The sequence below is a fragment of the Nonomuraea sp. JJY05 genome (genome assembly GCF_043496855.1).
GTDB lineage: Bacteria > Actinomycetota > Actinomycetes > Streptosporangiales > Streptosporangiaceae > Nonomuraea.
On the sequence record NZ_JBIEIS010000062.1, the window covers coordinates 1 to 20,590 of the forward strand.

Here is a 20,590-nt window from a genome sequence, read left to right on the forward strand (position 1 = left end):
AGCGTTAACGTAAGCCAGGCGCACGCCGACCGTACCCGCGTCGAGGTCGAGATCGGATCGGGTCAGCGCGGTGATCTCGCCCCACCTCAGGCTCGCGAACCTGGCCAGGAGCACGAAGGCCCGATAGCGGCGATCGTGCTTGCAGTCGGCCTGGCCGGTATCGATCATCCGCCACAGCGCCCGCTCTGCTTCTGCTCTGGTCGCGAAGACCTCCGGATACGTACGCATCTCGCCGTGCCGCTGGAATCGGACGCGATGCCCTTCGCCTCTCTTGAGTCCTCGGATGCTGCCCACAGGGCGGCGCCCCCCCTTTGTCCGCCAGCCCGAAGACCTGCCCCACCGAAAGCACTGGTCGCTCTTCGACGTGCTCATCGCCGGCCCCGCGGATCCAGGCGGTACGGCACGGCGGCGCGTGGCACGCTCAACACGGAAGACGGTGTCTCTGTCCTTCCACTCGGTGCCTTCATCCCACAGCACTGCAACCTGATGAGGGTCGACCGTCAGGGTATCCACGCCACTTGCCCGAGCGAACCTACGGCTCCATACCGAGCGGTGCACGAGTTCTAGGCGCTGATCGGGAAGCTGCCGATACTGGGCTACGTTGGTCGGGTGAAGCGCGGGTTCATCCCAGTCGATCGCTGTGACCTCATCCCAGTTCAACCACGTGACACCGAAGGCAGCCTCCCCCCATTCCGCCAAACCCGCTTTGGTGGTCTCCGACGCATCCTGGGGGAGCCCGCGATCGGCCGCTACCGGTCGCCAGTGACCTGAACTGCGAACCCCGAAGAGACAATCGAAGGCTTCGTAGTCTCTGCCAACCAACATCTTCAGCGAGATAGCAGCGCACCAAGCGGTCTCACCGACATCGAGTCCGGGAGTCCATGTGCGGCACTCGATGAATCCATGGATGTCGGCTCCCATGCCGAGATCTTCTTGTCCGCACAGAGGTGCTGTCCAACTCTTTATGATCACGAGGCACTCTCTGGCGGGCCGTAGGTGGCTGAGGAAGATGCCCGAGCGGAGTGCGTACGGGCCGCCAGGCCGTGCCCACTGCGTGCCCGTTCGGACGGCGATCAACGGGGAGCCGTGGGAACTCACGGTCACTCGACCGACATACGCCCAGGTCAGCGTTTCCCCTAATCAGAAGCCATGATCGCAAAAGAGTTCCCGAGCTGACAGCGCGGGTTCGATTCCCGTCACCCGTTCCACTCTCATACTGTCGCAGGACCATCTCACGTGTGTGCGTGAAGGATGTCGCCCCTCCTCTGTAGTCTCTAGAGGACAAGGAAGGGAGCGGGCATGACCGCACAACCGCAGGACTTCATCTCCGTCGGCGCGCCTCTGCCTGAGAAGAACCTGCGGGCCATCCGTGCCGCGCTGGTCGTCCCGGAAGATCGCGAAGCTTTCGACGCCGGGCTCAAGGCCGTGCTCGACGAGGTCAGGGTGAGCCTGGATCTTGGGGCGTTGAACGCTTTCGTGCACCGCTGGTGGATCTCCGCGTCTGACACCGCGAAGGACCCCGAGGGGCGCCGTCAGATGCACGTCCGCGCCCAGCAGGCTCTTGCCGGCGAACCCGTTCCTCACGGGAGGCCGTGGCGGGAGATCCTTGCTGCTCGTGGGATCGATGTCTAGGTGTTCAAGCTCATCATCGATCCGGTAGCCGAGGAACAGATCGCCGCGCTACCCGATCATGCACTGCATCCGCTCGCGGGTCTGTTCGCACTGCTGGAGACCGCTCCTTGGAGTGGAGACCCGTACAACTCCAAGAACCCCAGGGCGAACATGCTTACGCACGCGTTCGGAGAACGTGGTCTCGCCACCTATGTGGTCCTGGACCGGCAGCGCGAGGTCTATCTTGTTCGCATCGAATGGCCATAGGTTCGTGCCCGTTGCATGCCCGTTCGCAGAGCGATCAGCGGGGAGTCACGGTCACTCCACCCGCAGATGCCCAAGTCAGCGTTTCCCCTGCTCAGAGGTCTTGATCTCGAAAGATTTCCCAAGGTGACAGCGCGGGTTCGATTCCCGTCACCCGCTCTCAGACTGAAAAGCCAGGCCAGGGATGTATTCCCGAACCTGGCTTCGATCGTTTCTGGGACTCTCTTCGATCTTCCGTGCAACTAGCGTGCAATTAGCCCACGGGAGCCAGTTCACCCGCCGAGCCGTCATCGTCGCCCTCGTCGTGCTTCTTGAGCTGCTGATCGATGGCGTCTGTGATCACCTGGTCAGCGCCCCTCACCGCATGCTGGTAGATCATGGCCGCCCTGACGTTGTCGTATCCCATCCGGGCCATCAGGTCCTTCAGGCCAGCTCCCGACATCGCGGCCAGCATGTTCCCCGCGTGACGCAGATCATGGAAGTGCAGGCCGGGCAGACCCATGTCCTTGACCATCTCCACCCAGCGCGTACGGGTGTTGAATCCGCTACGCCGCATCGGCCCGCCCTTCGCGGCCGGGAACATCAGCGCCCCCGGCTCGCCCTGAACGTACGCGTCCAAGTCCTCCTTGAGGATGGGGATGATGCTCTCGGGGATGCCCACGGTCCGCCGGCCAGCCTTGGACTTGGGAGGCCCAAGGAGCCCACCCGTTGAGCGCTCCACGAAGGCGACGCGTACGCGTACCGTCTTGGCGACGAGATCCACGTCCATCCGACGCAGCGCGCTGACCTCTCCCCACCGGAGACTCGCGAAAGTGGCCAGCAGGACCATGGCACGCAACCGGCGATCTTGATCGGAATCCGCCCTACCGTCACGGGCCATCTCCCACAGCGCCCGCTCAGCTTCCGCCCTCGTCAGGAAGATCTCGGGATGCGTCCGCATCTCCCCATGACGCTGGAACCTGAGTCGGTAGACCCGTCCTTGACCTTGCGCACGTTGCCGAAAGGACGACGGCCGAGGCTGTCAGCCAGCCTGAAGACCTGAGGCACGGTCAGCACTGGACGTTCCTCGGCGTGCTCGGCGTCTGCCCCGCGGATCCGGCACGGGTTGCGAGGAATGATCCCGTCGTCCTCCGCCGCTGTCATGAGCACGGCCCGTAGCAGCCGGTACGCCTTTGCCAGCATGGTCGGTGACACGCCCTTGCCGAAGCAGGTCGGCCCGCCACCTCCGGACCATGGCGGTAGAGAGCTTCCCGAGCTGGACACTGCCGAGGTAGGGCGTGATGTGCTTGTTCAGCGTCAAGGTGACGGCGCTCCGCGCCGCCGCACGGCCCGCACGCCCACCCGCCGTCCGGGCGTGCGGCCTGGGGGCCGGTCCCGAACGGCGGCGGGAACACGGGCCGCCCGCCGCACCAAACCTCACCCGCCAACCAGGGATGCGCCGCCGCTCATCTGACTAACGCAGGTCGCACGGGTTGAGGCCTTGGGCTTCGAGGACGGCGAGGGCTGGGTGGTCGGCGGCTCACAAGTCCTGGAAGGGCTTGGCGTAGACGAACTCGCCGCGCATCTCGGGCATGTAGTTCGTGAGGGTACGGACCTGGAAGTGTGGTCCCCATGAAGCGTCCGGCGGGATGATTCCATACTCCTCGGCGGGGCGGAAACCGAAGCGCGGGTAGTAGTCGCGGTGTCCGAGGAGCACGACCAGCGGTTCGCCGAGGGCTTCGGCGGCTCCAAGGACGGCGTGCATGAGGGCGTGGCCGACGCCGCGCCGTTGGAAGGCCGGGAGTACTCCGAGCGGCCCGAGGCCGAGCACCGGATACGAGCCGGCCGACGCCCTGCTGCAGACGACGTGCCCGGAGATCGTCCCGCTGGTATCCGTCGCCACCAGGGAGAGTTCAGGGATCCACCCCTCGCACGCGCGCAGCGCGTCGACCAGTCGGGCTTCCGCGTGTCCGGGCGAGTCCGCCCCGCGGGCGAAGGCGGCGGCGTGTAGGTCGCGGATGTATGGGATATCCGCTGGAGATTCACGACGTATCAACACTTCGCCAGATTTTCCGCCCGGGATCCGGCCTGTCAATCGGATTAAAAGCATGGCTCAGGCGGGGGCCTCGGCTCCGGGATGATCGCCGTGCAGGGTGCGGGGACGAAGGTGGCCGAGGCAAAAGCCTGATCACGCCGTCTGCCATCGACCCAGGACAAGCCGAGCGGGCCAGGGCCACGGCAGACAGGATGATCAGGCGGGCAGGGGTGCGCGGGGGCGCGAGAAACACCAGGTGGTGAGCTGATCGCCGTGCAATTAGCGTGCGATTAGGCAGGGTAACAAGGGGTCAATCACGGTCACTCATGACCGGACTCGCGCCCAGCTCAGAGCCCTCACGTCCGATGATCCTTGCAGTCCCCAAGCTGACAGCGCGGGTTCGATTCCCGTCACCCGCTCCGAGTGAGGAGCCCAGGTAGCCAATGGATTCGGTGCCTGGGTTTTGTTGTTGTCCAGGGTTCCTGAGCCTTGCCTGTCGTTGATCCGGGTGATCACCTTGTTGGAACCAGCAGGCCAGGAGCACGGCTCAGACTTTGATGGCAGTAACGCGTGCGCCGCACAGGGCGGTGAGGTCCTCGGGGTCGGACGTGAGGACCGTGACGGGACCGGGAGCGGCGAGGGCGGTGGCGCTGAGCATGGCATCGATGGCGTACTTGTGCCCGTGCAGGCCGGCGTCTGACAAGAGCGTGGCGGCGTGGCGGGCGATCGGTTCGGTGACCGGCTCGATGACAAGGCGGGACAGCGTCCACTCCAGGGCCGGCCGGTTGGCGCGGGGGTGGACCACCTCGACGAGGGTGGCGGCAGAGGTGATGACGCGAAGGTCGTCGGCACGGGCGAGAGCTAGCCATGCGGTGACCGTACGGTCGCGCAGGACGGCCTTGGCCAGGCCCTCACTGTCGAGGACAAGTGTGCCGCCGGGAGCAGCGGGAGAACGGGTCACGCGGCCGCCCCACCATTGGCCTGTTCCCTCCGGGCCTGGTGGAGTTGGTCGCGCAGTGCCTGGACTTCCTCGTCGGTGATGGGGCCGTGCTCGGCCTCGGCGACCTGGATGAGTTCGTTGAGATTGTCGCGCTCGATCTGGCGGGCGACAGCTGCGGCAACGTAGGCGGACAGGCCGGAAGGGCCGCTCCGGGACCGGGCGGCCTCGGCGATGTCACGCGGCATGGTGATCGAATACTTGCCAGTAGGCTCGCTCATGCCCTCTATCCTACCTCGCATCCTCCCTCAGCGTCGCGACCACCTTGTCAGCGTCGAGAGGACCGCGGCCTGCTCCGGGTATCTGGCGTCACGCGAGAAACACAGATCGCAAATGATCGCCAGGCCATTAGCGGGCCATTAAGAGGGCGAGGAGGGGCCAGCCATGGTCACTCAGGACCGGCTCGCCGGCGAGCTCAGCGCTCCAACAGGCGGAATCGATGCAGTTCCCAAGCTGACAGCGCGGGTTCGATTCCCGTCACTCGCTCCACCTACGAAAAGGCAGGCGCTCCATCGCGGTGTGCTGGTAGATCAGCGCGGCTCGGGTGGACGCGCGGCTCATACGGGTCATGAGGTCCCGGAGGGTCGCGCCGGACCGGGCCGCGAGGGTGTTTCCGGTGTCCTAGGCGGACGGGTGTGAGGTGTGAAAAGCGCGCTATTCGTTCGTCCTCTACAAAGCATGGCCTCAAAGCTTCATCAAAGCCGGAAGTGTTACGGCCGGTCGCGATTCGGGAGCTACGCTCCCCCCTTGCCGGGCTCCTATGCGGAGGCCGGTGGACCGAGCTAGTGGCGATCAGCGATCGGAGGCATCGTGGCACAGCCGCCCTACCAGGCCGGGCCCGGTGCGTGGCAGCCGCAGGGCCAACCGCGCCATGCCAGGAGCGGGCCGCAGGGCGTATACGGTAATGCGCAGCAGCCGCAACCGCCCTACCCGTTTGGCCCGCCGTATGCGTCTGGAGGGCCACCGCCCCCGCGGCGGCGCAGGAATTCGGGGTGTACGGCGGCGCTGCTGGGCGTCTCAGGGCTGCTGATAGCCGCCGTGGTGATCGCCGTCGGCTTCGTGGCGTTGTCCAAGCTGCGAGGCGATGTCCGTCCGACCGCACGGGGAGACCGCACAGCCTCGCCGGAGCCCGGGCGGGACATCGCCGAGGGTGGCGCCAAGCTGAAGACGGTCGAGCGTGACGGCTACGACGAGCTGAAAGGGGAGGAGGCGGAGGGGATCGCCGATCCCGGGCCGCTGGTGGCGAAACCCGGCCGCTCGCCGCGCCGGTACGCCGGCTCACCGGTCATCTCAGCCTGCACTCTGCTGACGTTCGCCGATCTGAACAAGCTCGGGCTGCTTCTGCACCCCAATCCCCTGATCGGATCGTACCGGCGCTCCTACTTCGACGGGCAGGGCGATGGTCCGATCGAGAAGGGCGGGCTGTTCGTCCCGACCGACGCGCCGAACAGCTGCAAGTACGTGCTGTGGCCGAAGTCCCCGGTGGAGATCGCGGTTTTTCAGGAGAGCTACACCAGTTCCCGCGCCATGGACTATTCCTTCGATCGCTACAGCACGAGGCCGACGATCGGCGACGTGACGGTGCGAGAGCGCAAGCGCAGCTCGAGCCGAGTCAACGAGACCATCGACTACCTGCACTACGTCCTGCGGCTGAAGAACACGGTCGTGCAAGTGGAGTTGTCGCTACAGCGCGGCCCCCAGCAGGAGAAGCTCAAGCGGGCGCTGCTGGAGAGGATCGCCGGCAACCTGGTGGAGCGCTCGGCGGATCCGGTGGGCATCCCTTCCATCGCCTATGACAGCCCTCTGATCACCGCGAAGCCGGCGCCCGCGTGCGCCCTCATCGATGCCAAGGACTTCCAGACGCTGTTCCACCGGCCGGCCGCGCCGTTCGTCGGGGAGGAGTTCGGCAGCGCGGCCGGCAGGACGAACTTCAGCATCGGCACGGGCATCCCCGACCAGAACGAGTACGCCTACGTCTACACCCGGTGCGAGCGGAGCACGGGGGACAACTACCTCACCGACCGATACAAACTACAGGTAGAGGTCATCAGCTACATGGCCGATGCCGCGCCCGCGCACTCCATCGAGTTCACCAGGCCGCTCGACGGCGGGCAGCCGCTGACCCGTCCTGCGGGCGAGGAGTCGTACTGCGTGACCCGGCCCTATGCCCGATCGGCCGGCGCGCTGGTGTTCCGGAAGGGGCGATTCCTGGTGACGCTGTGGATGACTCAGCCCGATGATGTTCCGCGCTTCGATCCGCGCGAGCGCTGCGGGCGCATCGCCTCCGTGGCGCAGCGGGTGGCCGGCAGACTGTAAGGCCCCTGCCCTGGCAGGGCGCCCGGGATGTGGATTCGGCGGGGGTAGCCCGACTACTGCAGCGTGCTGAGTCCGAACGGCTCCCGCGGGGGCTCACCTGCACGTTCGTAGCCGGAGCCTCGTTGCCCTTGTAGTCCTTGCTCCCCCGAGCGCGCCTGTGTCTCGGGCGGAAGGAGGACGCCCTCCGGCAAGCGCTTGACGGGCGTCGCAGGAAGCGTGAGCTGCTCGGCGGACAGTCGTACCCGGTCAGTGGAGTAGTTCCCGCCCTGTGTGGTCACGCGGTCGGTCAAGCGGGCAAGGCGGTCGCGGGCGGTGACGAGCGCGGCATCGTAGCGTCATAGATTTTCGGCGATCCCGACCGGGGCGAGGCAGTGGCGGGGTTGCCCTGCCAGGTCATGATTGAGGACCTCGAGCAGGGTTTCGACCTCGGCCGGTGGAAGGCGCGGCTCGTGCGCGGCGTCGGCGATGGCCCAGCCGTCAGGGTAGACCGCCGGCATGGGAGGGCGGACGGCTGGGAGGCCCAGGGCTGAAGCGTTCTCGGTTCGTGGGATGCACAACGGGTCCGGCCGAGATCCGGGTAATACCGTCCATGGGCGGATCTTGAAGACGCTAGCCTGAGCAGACGGCAGCTCGCACGTACGGCTGAGAATCCGCCCGACTTCCGAGACGAGCCAATCTCGGAAGTTCCTCCTGGAGGCCACTTCCAAGATTGCGCAGTTCACGCCCTCGGGGAGGGCCGGACTCCACTTCCGGGATTCCCAGCAACTTGATCGAGGACAGCTTCTGGCCGTACGTCAGCGGGCCCGTCGTTCTGCCTCACCGAGAGAAGGCCGGCTGCGCGCCCAGGCGCTCCAGGCGCCTGGGATCAGTTCAGACCGGTGAGATCGTAGGCGACGTCGGCCACTCTGATCGCGCGGACCTGGGGGTCATCGATCAGGGCGCGGAGGTCGCCGACGCGGGCGTGCTGGGTGACGTAGGCGTACGCCATGCCGTCAGCGGCCGACTTTCGCAGCAGCTTCAGACCGAGTCCGAACTTGTCCAGGTTGACCGCGTCATGGTCGCGCAGGCCTGCGACCCAGCGACGGAACCCGGCCAGCCCGTTCCGGGGCAGTTCGCCGGGGGCGAGTTCCGGGGCGTCGCCTTGCGGCGCGTCGGGCAGTGAGGTGTCCAAGCGCCAGCTGATCGGGGTACCGCCGATCCGCCCGTCGTAGATCGCCCTCTCCGGGGGAACAGCTGTGTGCCGCTGGACGAATGCCGAGAACTCGCTTTCCCCCAACGGCTTGGCGAAATCGACCACCGCCAGGGCGTACATCGACTCGGGCAGCCGGTCCAGGATCCTCTTGGTATCCGCCTTGCTCGGCGGGGCATCCGTGCCGACCGAGTCGAGCGCCGTGAACAGGGGTGTCTCCCAGATGAAACCCGGAGGCGGCCATTCAACTCGCCCGAACTGGTTCTGACTGACGGTGAAGATGGCGCCGCCGGAGAACTGGTTCGACGAGGAGTACCCCCCGGCCCGGAGCGGGGTGAGCCGCACGGTGAAGGAGAGTGAGAACGCGGTGGTGTCGCAGCATCTCATGGCGTCGATCCTGTAGCCGGGGTTGGCGACCTGTAGGGCCGTGCCGAGCACGTCCATCATGCGGTCGTCCCGGTCGCCCCGCCGCTGGATCCACTGGGCTCCCAGGTCGAGCAGCAGCACGCCGACGAGCGATATCACGGTGGCGGTGAGGGCAGTGCGCAGCACACCCCGCCGTACGGCTCGTCTCGTCTTGCCTGGGTCGAAGTTCGGGATCGGGGGGATGTCTTCCTGCTCGGTCATCGGTGTTCTCCATAGCTTTCGGCGAAGGCTGCGCGGGCGCGCCACAGGGCGGTTTTGACCGACGAGACGGAGCGGCTGGTCATTGCGGCCACCTCCGCCAGGGAGAACCCGTCGAAGTAGACGAGCGTGAGCAGCTGTCGCTGCCGCTCCGGCATGCGGTCCAGCACGTCGCGGACCGCGATGGCGTCCGGGGTGAACTCGGGGATGCCCAGAGCGTCGGGAGAGGGCAGCGGGAGGGAGATCCGGCTGCGCCGGGCATGATCAAGCAAGACATTGCGGGCAATGGCGAGCAGCCACGCGGCCGGGGACTCGCCGCGCCAGCCGAGCATCGCACGGGTGGCCTTGACGAACGTCTCCTGAGCAAGATCTTCGGCGAGATGCGGGTCACGGGTCCGGCGCATGAGATATCCGCAGACCAGATGCCAGTGCTCGCGATAGAGCTGCTCGATACGGCTGCCGATGGCGTCCTCCGCGAACGGGATGTCGTCTTCACACCACCACAGACGAAGCCATCCGCCCCTTGGTCACACCCGAATCCGTAACGCTGCACAGGCCGGCGTCTTCAAGATCCACCCAAGGCCGGTATTACCCGTATCTCGACTGGACCCGCAGAAATCCCAGAGTTCGCGCGAACTGAAGGATCTTCAGGATGAACCCATGGGTCTTCACGTTCTATGGATGGTTTCGACCCTTGGGTTCGCTGGAACTGGCGGGGTCTTGTTCCTCGGCTGATGCGGTCAGGAGTTGCCGGGCGGAGTCGGCGTAGCGGATGGCGGTCTTGGTGTCGAGGCCGAAAACCGAGGCGAGATGCAGCGGGTCGCCGCCGCAGGCGAGGGCTTCTTCGAGGATTCGATCGATGCGCAGGCGTTCCAGGGTGGCGGCCTGTTTGTGCAGGATCAGCGAGGCGCCCTGGCCGCTGGCTGGTGCCGTGGTCGTGGCGGTGATGTGGTTGATGAGCAGGTGTGGGTTGGCGGTGTTGGGCCAGCGGGCGGCGCGATGGCGGAGCCAGTCCAGGAGTAGCCGGTGCGTGAGGTCGTCGAGTGGGCGGGCCCGCCCGGCGATGACGATGCGGCGGTTGCCGAGGTCGACGTCGTCCAGGCGCAGCGCGAGCATGTCGGCCGCGCGGGCGGCGTGGACTCCGGCAAGCGCGACCATGACCCGGGCCGCCGGAGTGGTGGCGGACTGGACGGATCGATCGATGTCATCGGCGAGCAGCGGTTGCAGAACGCCGTAGGGGTGCTGGCCGACTCTGAGGCGGCGGGTGGGGTCGCGGAAGATTGTGCCGTTCTTCTTGGCACGGGAGAACAGCGACCGCAACGCGATCAGGGCGTGGTGGCGCTGGCTGCCGTGGAGCTGGTCGAGCGCGGCCAGGACGTCGTCGCGGGTCACCTCGCGCAGGTGGTTGTAGCGGTCTGACCAGGTCAGCAGGATGGAGCGGATCCGGCTCATGTATGAGTAGATGGTCGCCGGAGCTCGTGCCTTGTTGCGTGGGCCGCCGTCGTGCAGGACCCGCAGTCATGTCTCGACATCCCGGCGATTCCGGGTGCCAGGCCGTCCAGCTTGCCGGCGAGCCAATCCTCGAACGAGGGCCGACGGTCGTCGCGGAACAGGCCCATGCGTGTGAGCACGTCAATGGTGCGGCCGACGCCGATCACCCGCTTGCGCAGGAAAGGGGACATCTCCGAGTGCAGGACAGGCTCCCCGTCAACCCGGCCGGTCAGCAGGACGGCCAAGCCGTACTCGATGTCGTCGCGGACGCCGCGCTTCCAGCCGCGGGCCTCGCCGAGGAGGTAGATGGTCCAGCGGGCCCAGGCCATAATCGGGTCGTCCAGATCGAGGCGATCACACCGGTCACGCTGCGAGTAGTCGCGGGGCAGATCGAACAGCCGCAGCGGCGTTCCTGCGGACGGCGGGCATCCTGCGGGGACGGGATCCGGCTTAGGCGGGCGTCCGATCCGTCCCCCCGGATTACGGATCCGGCTGCTTTTCTTCCGCGCACGGGCCCAGAGCGGAGTCAGGTGGGCCAGGAAGAGCTGGTGATGGCGAACCTGAGACAGGAACGGCTGGACCCCGATGGCCGCCTGGCTCATCTCCGCGTCACGACGAGCCTGACACCAGCACAACCGGCAATAGCCCTCACGTGCGGGCAGCCGCCGAGAGCATCCGGCGCAGCGACCGGCCGGGAACCGGGAGGCGAACGAAGCGCAGGCTCCGCATCGTGAGGTGAACAACATGCCCCAGGCCAGGCAGTCGGTGCAGTTCGAGGGTCGCATTGGGGTTCATCCCGGCTTGGATCACGTTGGCGGGAGCGACCGTCCGGCCTTGCGCTTGGGCGTCACCGCCGGGCCTGCGGACGAGGCCGCCGCGGGCTGCTGCCCGTCATGCTCGACCCGCTGGACCTTCTCCGGCTCGTGGATAAGGAGTTCATCGACTCCGCAGCCCAGCACGGCGCAGATGACGTCCAGATCGTCGAGCTTGATGCTGGCCGGCTCACCCGACCACAGCCCGGACATTTTCCCGGCGCTGATGACCAGCCCATGCTCGGCGAGCATGCGCTGCAGGTCGCTGGCCTTCCAGATGCCGCGGTTGGCTGCGGCCAGGCGCAGGTTCCACTTCATGCGTGCTCCCTTCCGGCCGCGGGCAGTCCGGCCGCGTGCTCGACCGCGGTCGCGGTCAAGGCCAGGTTGATCCGATCCAGGCTGATGAGCGCGTCTCTCAGGTCCAGCGGGATGCCGCCGCTCATGCCGGCGGCGATCCGCAAAACGGCGCGCTCACCACCGCTGCAGGGCAACCGCCCGGCGTCCAGGGCGGCGATCGCGGCCTCCCAGTCGATGACCGCCAACGCCGTGGCCACGCTCGCGTCGATGGTGATGAACTGCTCGACGAAGTCGGGCCGGTGCAGCCAGATATCGGTGTCGATGAGCAGCTCGACTCCGGCCTGGACGCACGGCAGCCCGGTGGCGCCGAGCGTGAGCGCGCAGGCCAGCTCGCGACGGGCCCAGTAGCCGTCGGGCAAGACAGCGGGATGAGTGGTCATGGCGTCAACTCCCTCGCAATCCCGTCAGCCGGGCGGCGGCCCGTTGCTGACCGGCGATCCAGGCGTCCTCGACGTGGGCTCCGGGGACGTGGACGTACTTCATCGTCGTGGCGATCCAGGCATGGCCGAGGACGGCCTGGATGGCCAGCAGGTCCATCCCGCCGAGATAAAGCTGAGAGGCGCAGAAATGCCGCAGGACATGAGGGGTGACGGGGTCAGGCCAGTCCGGCAGATGCCGTTCAGCGGCGATCGCGAGCGCCGATCGGAGCGTCTCGTCTCCGACCCTGGCGGCGCTGCCGTCGATGTTCTTGCGCTCCGAGAGCAGCAGTGGGACGCCAGGCCGGGTGTGGTCGTCACCGAACTGGCCCCACACGTCCTCAACGAACCACCGCAACGTCGCCGCGGCGTTGTTGATCAGCGGCACCATCCGCTCACGCGGTCCGGAGCCGCGGGCGCCCTTGCCGTGCCGGACGTGCAGCTTGCCGAAGCGGCCCAGATCCCACTTGATGTCAGGCAGATCCAGCTTGCAGGCCTCGTTGACGCGCAGCCCGACCTCGCTCATCAGCTTGGCGGCGGTGTAGTTGCGGGCGGCCGGGGCGAACTTGCGGCAGATGGTCAGCTCTTCGCGCCATCCGGCGAACAACCGGCCCACCTGATCGGCGGTGGGCGGGATGCGCAGCCGGCCCTCCTGGCGGCCGCGGGGCCGGTTCATCTCGTCAATCGGGCACTCGACGACGCGGCCGGTCATCTGGTGAATTTCGATCTTGTGGCGGAGCTCGAGAAACAGGAAGTAGGTCTTGATCGCCTGCGCTCGCGACAAGCGAGTGCCCCTGGCGGCGCCGCGCATCACCTTGCCGAAGTACGTGTCGGCGTCGGTGGGCTCCATCTCCCACAGTGGCCGCCCGAACCATGCCCGCACCTGCTCCAGATGCACCACATCTGAGGAGATCGTGCCGTCCGACAGCCCCGCCGCCGCCCGGGCCAGCACGAACCCGGCCAGCACGTCGGTCTCCAGCGCCTCCAGGTCCTCGGCGGTGGCCGGGGCCCGCACCACGCGAAGATCTTTCACTACAGCCAGCGCCAACTCCGGCCTCCTCGTCTTCGCCATCTGTGCAAGACGAACGACGAGGACGATAGACCTTCAGAATCTCTGAAGTCTCATCAATCTCGAAAGAACCAGGGATCCCAGGAGGTAAGCCCAGGTCCTGCGGCTATGGCCACGCTGAACTACTCAATGAACTCTGGGGTTATTACACACTATGCCAGCGTTTGACGCTGTAGAAGTCCCTGATCCAGGTGGCGGACGTTTAGCTGGCCGGCATCTCTGACGGCGTGAACAGGTCGCAGCCCAGACCTCCGGCACGGTGACCAAAGCCCTGGTCGATCAGGGGTTCAAGAACACGGTCGTCGACCATGGGGCCGGGCTCCGGATCGACGTGGAGACCGTCGAACGCAACCCCGCCGACCAGGGATTCGTCCCCCAGCCGAAACGATGGATCGTCGAGCAGACCTACGGCACCCTGATGCTGCACCGGCGCCTGGTCCGCGACTATGAACACCTGCCGGCCAGCTCCGAATCACGGGTGTACTGGGCGATGACCGATGTGATGTCCCGCCGGCTGACCCGCGCCCCCGCACCGTCGTGGCGGTCGACATGACCAGGCCAGATACACAGGAACCGGACCCCGGCACGTGGCTGTCGAACAAGATCGACGCCCGCGAGCAGGCCCTGACCGGCCAGCTCGAGCAGACCCAGGCCGAGATCGACGCCATGACCGCGCACCTCGGCGAACTGCACGAAGCAATCGAGCACCTGCGGATCACCCGTAAGACCCTGCTGTCCCTCGCCGACGAACCCGGACCCGAGCCGGCCCCACCGCCTCCCGTGATCCCCGACCACCCCGCCTATCGGCAGATTCTGGACGTCTTCGCCGACCTCGGCCGCCCACTACGAGCTCGTGACCTCTGCCAGGCGCTGGACCTGCCCATCGTGAAGAAGAACACCGAGAACATCCGCCCCAAGCTCAAGCGCCTGGTCAACCAGGCCATTCTCATCGAGACCGAGCCAGGATTGTTCGCTCAGCCACGCCCCCAGCCCAGCTGATAACGCCAGCCCGCCTTTCCCAAGGCTAAGGACAGAAAGGACATCAACTCGCGCAAGGCCCACTCAGGGCGTCCCTGATCTGGTGCGCTATGGGGTGGTGGGGGCGTAGCTGCGGAGGAAGGCCCGCACACCTCTGGTGACGAGCTGAGCGATCTCTTCCTGAGGCAGTGGGACGGCGCCGTAGAACGTCTGCTGATTGACGTCGGTGACGGTCAGCAGAGTGAGGTGGGCGGCGGCGCTCTCGGCGTCGTCGATCTCCAGCAGGCCACGGTCGCCGATCCGGCGCAGATAGGGCGCCAGGCGCAGGTGTCCGGTCTGCGGCCCGGCCGCGATCCATGCCTTCAGGATCGGTGGTGGGATGTGGGCGGCCTCCGCCTCGATGGCCCGTACCAGGGCGAAGTGGTCGGGGAAGGAGGTCACCGCGGCGACCCGGTCGAGAGAGAAGTCGATCAGGTCCTGCTCCAGATCCACGATCTTGTGCAGGTGTCGATCCATGATCTGTGCGATCGCGGCGGTGACCTCTTCGGCGCCTTCCAGCGCGACGGTCAGGAACAACTGCTCCTTGTCGGTGAAGTGGTTGTAGACCGTCCGTTTGGACACCCCCGCCTCGGCGCTGATCGCGTCCATGCTGGCGCGGGTGTAGCCGTCGCGGCCGAACACGCGGCGGGCGGCCTGGGTGATCGCCCGCCGCTTGTCCGGCCTGCCGTACGGCTCGGGCTGGCGGAGGGTCATCGGCGTCCCTTCGGCTGGGGTCTACTTTGCTGCAGTGTACGGGTGGATCTTGCGTGACAGGGCGTCGAGCAGTTCCCGCAGCAGGTCGGCGGTGTAGGGGTCGCTCAGCCGGCGTTCGCCGGTGAAGCGGGTATCGCAGTGGAAGACCGTCACCTCCGGTTTGACCACGACCTCGGCCCCCACCGCGGCCAGGATCTGGCGGAGGGCGAGTTGCGCGCGTACCGAGCCGAACGGCCCGGGTGAGGCTCCCACGATGGCCACCGGTTTGCCGCGCAGCAATCCTTCGGGCGCGGTGCTCGCCCAGTCAATGGCGTTCTTCAGCGCAGCCGGGACGGAGGCGTTGTGTTCCGGCGTGGCGATCAGCAGGGCGTCGGCCACGGCGATGCGGGCTCGGAACTCGGCGACCGGGACGGGCGGCGTGCCACTGTCCAGGTCCTGGTTGTAGAGCGGCAACCGGCCCAGGTCATCATCGATGTCGATGGCCGGCCCGCCGGGGATCAGCGTGCGCGCCGCATGGAGCAGCGCGGTGTTGTGGGATTGCGCCCGCAGACTGCCAGACAAGGCCAGAATGTTCAGCTCGTTCATCTCTCCCCTTCGACAGGCGAACACCATCAAAGTACACTAATCAGTGTAGAACGTAAACTATAAGGTGTACGTTGAGCGTGTGAACCATGAAACCGTGCACAAGGGAAGGATCTCCGTCCTCCCCCTCGCCCTGCTGGCGACCCCGACCTCGCTCAGCGCCAACAGCACCACCACCGTCATCCCCGGCCTAGCCCGCGCACTCGACGTATCGGTCACCGACGCCACCTGGGCCGCGACCGCCTTCGGCTGGGGTGGCGTGCTGGGCGCCCCACTCACCGCCGCGCTGCTGCGCACCCGCGGCATCCGCGCCGCCACGCTCGCCAACGCCGCCCTGGTGCTCCTCGGCACGCTCCTGGTGACGCTCGCGCCGGCGCTGCCGATGCTGCTGGCCGGACGTGCCACCCAGGCCGCCGGCGGAGGTGGCCTGGTCACCATCGCCATCACCCTGGCCGGGACGACCTCCCGGACCGGCGTCATCACCTCCGGGGTCGGCCTGGTCGGCGCGCTCGGCCCGCTGGCCGGCTCGATCCTGTCGGCGATCTCGTGGCGGACGCCGCTGCTGCTGTCTCTGCCCGCGCTGCTGGCCGTCCCCGCTGTCCTGCGGCACGTCCCCGCACACCACTCCGATCGGGACACCGCCACCTCCACCGACATCGTCGGCATCCTGCTGGTGATGGCGTTGATCAGCGCGTTCGTCCTGACACCCCGCCTGGGTCTGGCGGCACTCGCCGCCGCTGCCATCGCGGGCCTGCTCCTGACCCTGCACGTCCGCAGAAACACCGCCGGATTCGTCCCCCGGGCAGTGGTGGGCGCCCAGGCGTTCGTGACCGCCTCAGCGGCCGCGTGCGCGCTGTCCACTTCCTACTTCGCCCTGCTCTACACCGTGCCCCGGATGCTGGAGCACCACTGGCCGGCCGAACGGATCGGGCTGATGACGCTCATCATGCTGGCCACCGGCTCCGTCGCCTCGCTGCTGTTCACCCGCTGGACACCCCGGTACGGCCCCGCCCTCACCCGGACGATCCTCCTCACCACCGGCGCCGTGGCCGTCGCCCTGGCCCTGACCGCACCCTGGCCGGTGGCCATCGTGGCGGCCAACGCGTTCGCGGCGTTCGCCGCAACGGCGGCGATGGCCTGGTACGCCGCCCGCGCCGGCAAGGCCGTGCCACCCGGGTACCGGGCCACCGCAGTCGCCCTGTTCACCCTGTGCTACCAGCTCGGCGGCGCCTTCGGCCCGGCGCTGGCCACCCTCCTGATCGCGTGAGCGGACTGAACGGATTGTGGACGCCATCGATCACCGTACGGTGCGCATCCGGCTCACCGCCCACGGCCGCCAGAGCAGCGACGACCTATTCGCCCTGCATGCCGCCCATGAGGGTCCCCTGCTTCGGGTCCTCCGCCGGGACCAGGCGGACCGACGCGTTGCGCACCTTGTCGCAATCGCCCGGTAACACGCCCCTTACCCCAAGCGGAAGCGCCGGGATCATGACCCAACGTCGGCAGGCTCCTGATCGAAGTACCCAGCAGACTCGCGGTGATCCGCTCAGGCCGAGCGGCGGGCCAGTCCGGGGCGCTCCCAGACGGTCTTCGCCGCACTGCCGCAACCGCGGGCATTACGGATTTAATGCGAACTATTGGCTATTGCAAATAAAGTGCAATGCTACATACTAACGACCGAAACAATCTGGAGGATTGATGTCGGATCAAGGCGTCAGCCGGTTCTCGACGGCGCGTACGGCGTCACACGACCCGGACTTCCCGGAAAAGCTGCTGGAGTTCATGCGGACCGGCTGGCACGACCACGCGATCGAGGTGAGACCCCAATCTGCGGTGCCTCACTACATGCGCCGCCGCGCCGCGCTTTCTGCCGCCTTCCCTGGGGAAACGCTCGTCGTCCCCACCGGGCCGAGCAAGATTCGCGCCAACGACACGCTCTACCCCTTCCGCCCGGGAAGCGACTTCGCCTACCTCACCGGCGATCACGATCCCGGCAGCGTGCTGATCTTGCAGCCAAGCGGTGACGGCCACGATGCCGTCCTGTACACCCGCCAGCGCTCCTCCCGCCAGACCGACGAGTTCTTCCGCGACAGGGATGGCGAGCTGTGGGCCGGCCGCCGCCGAACCCTGGCGGAGAAGACGGCCGAACTGGGCATCGAAACAGCACCACTCGCCGACCTCGACACCACTCTGGCCCGTTGCACGCCCGGCCGCACCCGCCTGCTGCGCGGCCTGGATCCCCAGGTTGATGCGGCCCTGCCCGGCACCGGCGGCCGGGACCGTGAACTCGCAGCGGTGATCTCCGAACTGAAACTCGTCAAGGACGAATGGGAGATCGCTCAGCTGCAGGACGCGATCGACGCCACCGTCCGAGGCTTCGAGGACGTCGCCCGCGTGGTGCCGGCCGACCGCGCCGTGTCCGAGCGCCTCGTCGAAGGTGTTTTCGGCCTGCGGGCCCGCCATGACGGCAACGACGTTGGGTACGGCTCGATCGTCGGGGCCGGCCAGCACGCTGCGATCTTGTGCTGGAAGCGCAACGACGGCCTCACGGCTCCCGGCCAACTGCTGCTGATGGACATGGGCGTGGAGAACAAGCACCTCTACACCGCCGATGTGACCCGCACCCTGCCCATCTCGGGCACCTTCTCCCCTCTGCAGCGCGAGGTCTACGACATCGTCTACGCCTCCCAGCAGGCCGGTATCGACGCCATCAAACCGGGCGTGAGGTTCGCCGACCTCCACCTCACCTGCATGCGCGTGCTCGCCGAGGGCCTGGCCGAGCTCGGTGTCCTGCCGGTGAGCGTCGAGGAGGCGATGGAGCCCGACTCCATGCTTTACCGGCGCTGGACGCTGCACAGCTTCGGCCACATGCTCGGCATCGACGTGCACGATTGCGCCGCGGCCCGCCCGGACGCCTACCGCGAAGGCGAGCTCAGAGAGGGCAACGTGCTGACCGTCGAGCCGGGGTTGTACTTCCAGCCCGACGACGACCTGGTGCCGGCCGAGTTTCGCGGGGTCGGCATCCGGCTGGAGGACGACATCCTGGTCACCGCCGACGGCGCGGTCAACCTTTCCGCCGGCCTGCCGCGTCGGGCCGATGAGGTGGAAACCTGGCTCGCCGCCCAACGGGCCGCCGGCCGGCGCCTGCCCTGAGCTCCGCCGACACCTCGCCAAACGAACATCAACAGGATCGCCATGCCGACAGCCATAGACGTGGCCCGCGCCCGCCACGAAACCCCCGGGTGCGCCAACGTCGTGCATCTCAACAACGCCGGCGCGGCACTGGCGCCGGCTCCAGTGCTTGACGCCGTCATTGAGCACCTGCGCCTGGAGGCGCAAATCGGCGGGTATGAAGCCGCGGCGGCCGCGGCCGCGAAAGTCAACGCCGTCTACCAGTCGATCGCCCGCCTGATCGGCTGCCGGCCGCACGAGGTCGCCGTGGTTGAAAACGCCACCCGCGCCTGGGACATGGCCTTCTACGCCATGTGCTTCGGGCCCGGCGACCGCATCCTGACCTCCCGCGCCGAGTACGCCAGCAACGTCATCGCCTTCCTCCAGGTCGCCGACCGCACCGGCGCCCAGGTCGAAGTGATCGACAACGACGAGCACGGCCAGCTGTCCATCAAGGATCTCGAGCGGCGGCTGAACGACGACGTCAAACTCGTCGCCGTCACCCACGTGCCCACCCAAAGTGGCCTGGTCAACCCCGCCGCCGAGATCGGCCGCCTGACGCGCGCCGCCGGCGTCCCGTTCCTGCTCGACGCCTGCCAGTCCGTCGGGCAACTCCCTGTCAACGTGCAGGAGATCGGCTGCGACATGCTGTCAGCCACTGGCCGCAAGTTCCTGCGCGGGCCGCGCGGAACCGGCTTCCTCTACGTCTCCAACCGGCTCATCCAGACACTCGAACCGCCCTTCCTCGACCTGCACGCCGCCACCTGGACCGACTACCAGACGTACGAAGTCCGTCCCGACGCCCGCCGGTTCGAAAACTGGGAGTCCAACTACGCAGCCAAGATCGGCCTGGGCGCCGCCGTGAACTACGCGCTGAACTGGGGCCTCGAAGCGATCGAGGAACGGGTCACCGCCCTGGCCGCACGACTGCGGCACCAACTCGCGCAACTGCCCGCAGTGACCGTCCAGGACCAGGGCCGGCGCCTGTGCGGCATCGTCACCTTCACCGTCGACGGCGTGCCCGCCACCGACGTCCAGCGCCATCTCGCCGCAGCACGTATCAACACCAGCGTCTCAGCGGTCACCTCTGCCCGCTTCGATCTGGGCGGCCGCAGCTTGCCCGCTGTGGTTCGTGCATCGGTGCACTACTACAACACCGAGGACGAGATTGACATACTGTGCGCAACACTGAGGTCGCGCTGAACCTGAGAGGGCGGTTCGCGAGTTGCGCCTCATCCCACGCAAGTAACGAGAGGGGCATCAACTCGCGAACCGCCCTCGGAGTCGGCAGGCAAACGCAAGTCCGGGCGGCGCCGCCACGGCAACCAGCACCTGCAGCCTCTCCTGGTCGAGGCCGCCTGGTCCACGGTGCGACATGCCGGCTACCTGCGCTCGCTATACCACCGGCACGTGATGAAGAACGGTGGCCATCGCAGCGGTGTGGCCAAGAAGAAGGCTGTCGTCACCGTCGCCCACGCCGTGATCGTCATCATCTGGCACGTCCTGGCCACCGGCAGGCCGTACCACGAACTCGACGCGGAATACCTCACCACCCGCAAAGACCTCGAGAAGGAAACCCAGCAGCTCATCGCCAAACTCCAAGCCCTGGGCCACAAAGTCACCATCGAACCAGCGGCCGCCTGACCCCGCCCCCGCCGAACCCTGACCGACGATCATCGGCCAGGGTTCGCTGCCGCCTGCTTGGCTGAGGTTGATTCACGTGTCAGCGTGCCATCGGCCAGGAAGCAGAACGAGGCCGACTTCTTCAGCGTGCTGCTCGACAGGCGCCGGGATGATCAGGAGCTAGGGTGTGCCTGCCGCAAAGGTAAACGCGGGTCACCGGCTGATCACCGTGCAATCGGACAAGGTGGACGAGGGGTCAATCACGGTCACTCACGACCGGCCCAATGCCCACCTCAACCGAATTCGGTGCCTGGGCTTTGATC

The 20,590-nt window shown here is 67.1% G+C and carries 23 protein-coding genes and 2 pseudogenes; 10 read left to right on the top strand and 15 right to left on the bottom strand.

All coding sequences use genetic code 11. The annotated features are described in order from the left end of the window. Positions 1-921, bottom strand: a pseudogene (locus ACFKCF_RS54920) (hypothetical protein); the annotation flags it as partial. Between the two features lie 378 nt (positions 922-1,299). Here ACFKCF_RS54920 and ACFKCF_RS54925 point away from each other — a divergent pair. Continuing rightward, entirely contained in the window at positions 1,300-1,632 is a 333-nt protein-coding gene (locus tag ACFKCF_RS54925) for a DUF6247 family protein (RefSeq protein ID WP_394504579.1), read from the top strand. After that, complete coding sequence (locus ACFKCF_RS54930) at positions 1,633-1,878, top strand: hypothetical protein (RefSeq protein WP_394504581.1); 246 nt, start codon at positions 1,633-1,635, stop codon at positions 1,876-1,878. Between the two features lie 250 nt (positions 1,879-2,128). Here ACFKCF_RS54930 and ACFKCF_RS54935 read toward each other — a convergent pair whose 3' ends face one another. The 4 genes from ACFKCF_RS54935 to ACFKCF_RS54950 all read right to left on the bottom strand — a co-directional run bounded on the left by ACFKCF_RS54935 (position 2,129) and on the right by ACFKCF_RS54950 (position 5,107). After that, on the bottom strand, positions 2,129-2,815 hold the full coding sequence (locus ACFKCF_RS54935; RefSeq protein ID WP_394504583.1) for a tyrosine-type recombinase/integrase: 687 nt from the start codon (positions 2,813-2,815) through the stop codon (positions 2,129-2,131). 579 nt (positions 2,816-3,394) lie between these two features. After that, the gene (locus ACFKCF_RS54940) at positions 3,395-3,964 is read right to left on the bottom strand and encodes a GNAT family N-acetyltransferase (RefSeq protein WP_394504585.1); all 570 of its coding nucleotides are present in this window, start codon (positions 3,962-3,964) and stop codon (positions 3,395-3,397) included. 472 nt (positions 3,965-4,436) lie between these two features. Beyond that, positions 4,437-4,850: a type II toxin-antitoxin system VapC family toxin gene (locus tag ACFKCF_RS54945; RefSeq protein ID WP_394504587.1), complete on the bottom strand. Its 414-nt coding sequence runs from the start codon at positions 4,848-4,850 to the stop codon at positions 4,437-4,439. Then, positions 4,847-5,107, bottom strand: a complete 261-nt coding sequence (locus tag ACFKCF_RS54950) for a CopG family transcriptional regulator (RefSeq protein WP_394504588.1) — start codon at positions 5,105-5,107, stop codon at positions 4,847-4,849. The genes ACFKCF_RS54945 and ACFKCF_RS54950 overlap by 4 nt, the downstream gene beginning before the upstream one ends. A 589-nt stretch (positions 5,108-5,696) precedes the next feature. On the opposite strand from ACFKCF_RS54950, the gene ACFKCF_RS54955 reads away from it, so the two are divergent. After that, positions 5,697-7,202 carry a hypothetical protein gene (locus tag ACFKCF_RS54955; RefSeq protein ID WP_394504589.1) on the top strand — a complete coding sequence of 502 codons (1,506 nt, stop codon included), beginning with the start codon at positions 5,697-5,699 and terminating at the stop codon, positions 7,200-7,202. Positions 7,203-7,537: 335 nt separating this feature from the next. Here the strand turns inward: ACFKCF_RS54955 and ACFKCF_RS54960 are convergent, their stop codons facing one another. From ACFKCF_RS54960 to ACFKCF_RS54995, 8 genes are all read right to left on the bottom strand, one after another. Then, positions 7,538-7,699 (bottom strand): hypothetical protein, encoded by a 162-nt coding sequence (locus ACFKCF_RS54960; protein WP_394504591.1) that lies wholly within the window; start codon positions 7,697-7,699, stop codon positions 7,538-7,540. A gap of 368 nt (positions 7,700-8,067) precedes the next feature. After that, positions 8,068-9,018 carry a hypothetical protein gene (locus ACFKCF_RS54965; RefSeq protein ID WP_394504593.1) on the bottom strand — a complete coding sequence of 317 codons (951 nt, stop codon included), beginning with the start codon at positions 9,016-9,018 and terminating at the stop codon, positions 8,068-8,070. Then, entirely contained in the window at positions 9,015-9,521 is a 507-nt protein-coding gene (locus ACFKCF_RS54970) for an RNA polymerase sigma factor (RefSeq protein WP_394504702.1), read from the bottom strand. The genes ACFKCF_RS54965 and ACFKCF_RS54970 overlap by 4 nt, the downstream gene beginning before the upstream one ends. Positions 9,522-9,690: 169 nt before the next feature. Then, positions 9,691-10,467: a hypothetical protein gene (locus ACFKCF_RS54975; RefSeq protein WP_394504594.1), complete on the bottom strand. Its 777-nt coding sequence runs from the start codon at positions 10,465-10,467 to the stop codon at positions 9,691-9,693. Further along, the gene (locus ACFKCF_RS54980) at positions 10,464-11,108 is read right to left on the bottom strand and encodes a hypothetical protein (RefSeq protein ID WP_394504596.1); all 645 of its coding nucleotides are present in this window, start codon (positions 11,106-11,108) and stop codon (positions 10,464-10,466) included. Before ACFKCF_RS54980 ends, ACFKCF_RS54975 begins: the two co-directional genes overlap by 4 nt. Positions 11,109-11,312: 204 nt before the next feature. Then, complete coding sequence (locus ACFKCF_RS54985; RefSeq protein ID WP_394504598.1) at positions 11,313-11,636, bottom strand: helix-turn-helix domain-containing protein; 324 nt, start codon at positions 11,634-11,636, stop codon at positions 11,313-11,315. Further along, positions 11,633-12,055: a hypothetical protein gene (locus ACFKCF_RS54990; protein ID WP_394504599.1), complete on the bottom strand. Its 423-nt coding sequence runs from the start codon at positions 12,053-12,055 to the stop codon at positions 11,633-11,635. The genes ACFKCF_RS54985 and ACFKCF_RS54990 overlap by 4 nt, the downstream gene beginning before the upstream one ends. Positions 12,056-12,059: 4 nt before the next feature. Next, positions 12,060-13,139, bottom strand: coding sequence for a tyrosine-type recombinase/integrase (locus tag ACFKCF_RS54995; RefSeq protein WP_394504600.1), 1,080 nt, complete (start codon positions 13,137-13,139; stop codon positions 12,060-12,062). A 280-nt stretch (positions 13,140-13,419) separates the two neighbouring features. Between ACFKCF_RS54995 and ACFKCF_RS55000 the strand changes: the two genes are divergently transcribed. Next, positions 13,420-13,713 carry a hypothetical protein gene (locus tag ACFKCF_RS55000; RefSeq protein ID WP_394504602.1) on the top strand — a complete coding sequence of 98 codons (294 nt, stop codon included), beginning with the start codon at positions 13,420-13,422 and terminating at the stop codon, positions 13,711-13,713. Further along, positions 13,710-14,159 (top strand): hypothetical protein, encoded by a 450-nt coding sequence (locus tag ACFKCF_RS55005; protein WP_394504604.1) that lies wholly within the window; start codon positions 13,710-13,712, stop codon positions 14,157-14,159. The genes ACFKCF_RS55000 and ACFKCF_RS55005 overlap by 4 nt, the downstream gene beginning before the upstream one ends. An 87-nt stretch (positions 14,160-14,246) precedes the next feature. Here the strand turns inward: ACFKCF_RS55005 and ACFKCF_RS55010 are convergent, their stop codons facing one another. Continuing rightward, entirely contained in the window at positions 14,247-14,891 is a 645-nt protein-coding gene (locus tag ACFKCF_RS55010; RefSeq protein WP_394504606.1) for a TetR/AcrR family transcriptional regulator, read from the bottom strand. A gap of 21 nt (positions 14,892-14,912) precedes the next feature. Continuing rightward, complete coding sequence (locus tag ACFKCF_RS55015) at positions 14,913-15,476, bottom strand: NADPH-dependent FMN reductase (RefSeq protein ID WP_394504607.1); 564 nt, start codon at positions 15,474-15,476, stop codon at positions 14,913-14,915. Positions 15,477-15,555: 79 nt separating this feature from the next. Here ACFKCF_RS55015 and ACFKCF_RS55020 point away from each other — a divergent pair, with 79 nt between their 5' ends. From ACFKCF_RS55020 to ACFKCF_RS55040, 5 genes and pseudogenes are all read left to right on the top strand, one after another. After that, a complete protein-coding gene (locus tag ACFKCF_RS55020; RefSeq protein ID WP_394504608.1) occupies positions 15,556-16,740 on the top strand; it encodes an MFS transporter in 1,185 nt (394 codons plus the stop codon). Between the two features lie 515 nt (positions 16,741-17,255). Further along, positions 17,256-18,626, top strand: coding sequence for an aminopeptidase P family protein (locus ACFKCF_RS55025; protein ID WP_394504609.1), 1,371 nt, complete (start codon positions 17,256-17,258; stop codon positions 18,624-18,626). Positions 18,627-18,668: 42 nt separating this feature from the next. Then, the gene (locus ACFKCF_RS55030; protein ID WP_394504611.1) at positions 18,669-19,847 is read left to right on the top strand and encodes an aminotransferase class V-fold PLP-dependent enzyme; all 1,179 of its coding nucleotides are present in this window, start codon (positions 18,669-18,671) and stop codon (positions 19,845-19,847) included. Positions 19,848-19,931: 84 nt separating this feature from the next. Next, positions 19,932-20,033, top strand: a pseudogene (locus tag ACFKCF_RS55035) (transposase); the annotation flags it as partial. A 21-nt stretch (positions 20,034-20,054) separates the two neighbouring features. Then, the gene (locus ACFKCF_RS55040; protein WP_394504612.1) at positions 20,055-20,288 is read left to right on the top strand and encodes a hypothetical protein; all 234 of its coding nucleotides are present in this window, start codon (positions 20,055-20,057) and stop codon (positions 20,286-20,288) included. The last annotated feature ends 302 nt before the right edge of the window (positions 20,289-20,590 follow it).

Excerpts from the sequence above, each read along its gene's own strand:
- ACFKCF_RS54925 (WP_394504579.1), top strand. The coding sequence starts at position 1,300 with ATGACCGCACAACCGCAGGACTTCATCTCCGTCGGCGCGCCTCTGCCT.
- ACFKCF_RS54935 (WP_394504583.1), bottom strand. The coding sequence starts at position 2,815 with ATGCGGACGCATCCCGAGATCTTCCTGACGAGGGCGGAAGCTGAGCGG.
- ACFKCF_RS54940 (WP_394504585.1), bottom strand. The coding sequence starts at position 3,964 with ATGCTTTTAATCCGATTGACAGGCCGGATCCCGGGCGGAAAATCTGGC.
- ACFKCF_RS54950 (WP_394504588.1), bottom strand. The coding sequence starts at position 5,107 with ATGAGCGAGCCTACTGGCAAGTATTCGATCACCATGCCGCGTGACATC.
- ACFKCF_RS54960 (WP_394504591.1), bottom strand. The coding sequence starts at position 7,699 with ATGCCGGCGGTCTACCCTGACGGCTGGGCCATCGCCGACGCCGCGCAC.
- ACFKCF_RS54965 (WP_394504593.1), bottom strand. The coding sequence starts at position 9,018 with ATGACCGAGCAGGAAGACATCCCCCCGATCCCGAACTTCGACCCAGGC.
- ACFKCF_RS54975 (WP_394504594.1), bottom strand. The coding sequence starts at position 10,467 with ATGAGCCGGATCCGCTCCATCCTGCTGACCTGGTCAGACCGCTACAAC.
- ACFKCF_RS54980 (WP_394504596.1), bottom strand. The coding sequence starts at position 11,108 with ATGAGCCAGGCGGCCATCGGGGTCCAGCCGTTCCTGTCTCAGGTTCGC.
- ACFKCF_RS54985 (WP_394504598.1), bottom strand. The coding sequence starts at position 11,636 with ATGAAGTGGAACCTGCGCCTGGCCGCAGCCAACCGCGGCATCTGGAAG.
- ACFKCF_RS54990 (WP_394504599.1), bottom strand. The coding sequence starts at position 12,055 with ATGACCACTCATCCCGCTGTCTTGCCCGACGGCTACTGGGCCCGTCGC.
- ACFKCF_RS55005 (WP_394504604.1), top strand. The coding sequence starts at position 13,710 with ATGACCAGGCCAGATACACAGGAACCGGACCCCGGCACGTGGCTGTCG.
- ACFKCF_RS55010 (WP_394504606.1), bottom strand. The coding sequence starts at position 14,891 with ATGACCCTCCGCCAGCCCGAGCCGTACGGCAGGCCGGACAAGCGGCGG.
- ACFKCF_RS55015 (WP_394504607.1), bottom strand. The coding sequence starts at position 15,476 with ATGAACGAGCTGAACATTCTGGCCTTGTCTGGCAGTCTGCGGGCGCAA.
- ACFKCF_RS55025 (WP_394504609.1), top strand. The coding sequence starts at position 17,256 with ATGCGGACCGGCTGGCACGACCACGCGATCGAGGTGAGACCCCAATCT.
- ACFKCF_RS55030 (WP_394504611.1), top strand. The coding sequence starts at position 18,669 with ATGCCGACAGCCATAGACGTGGCCCGCGCCCGCCACGAAACCCCCGGG.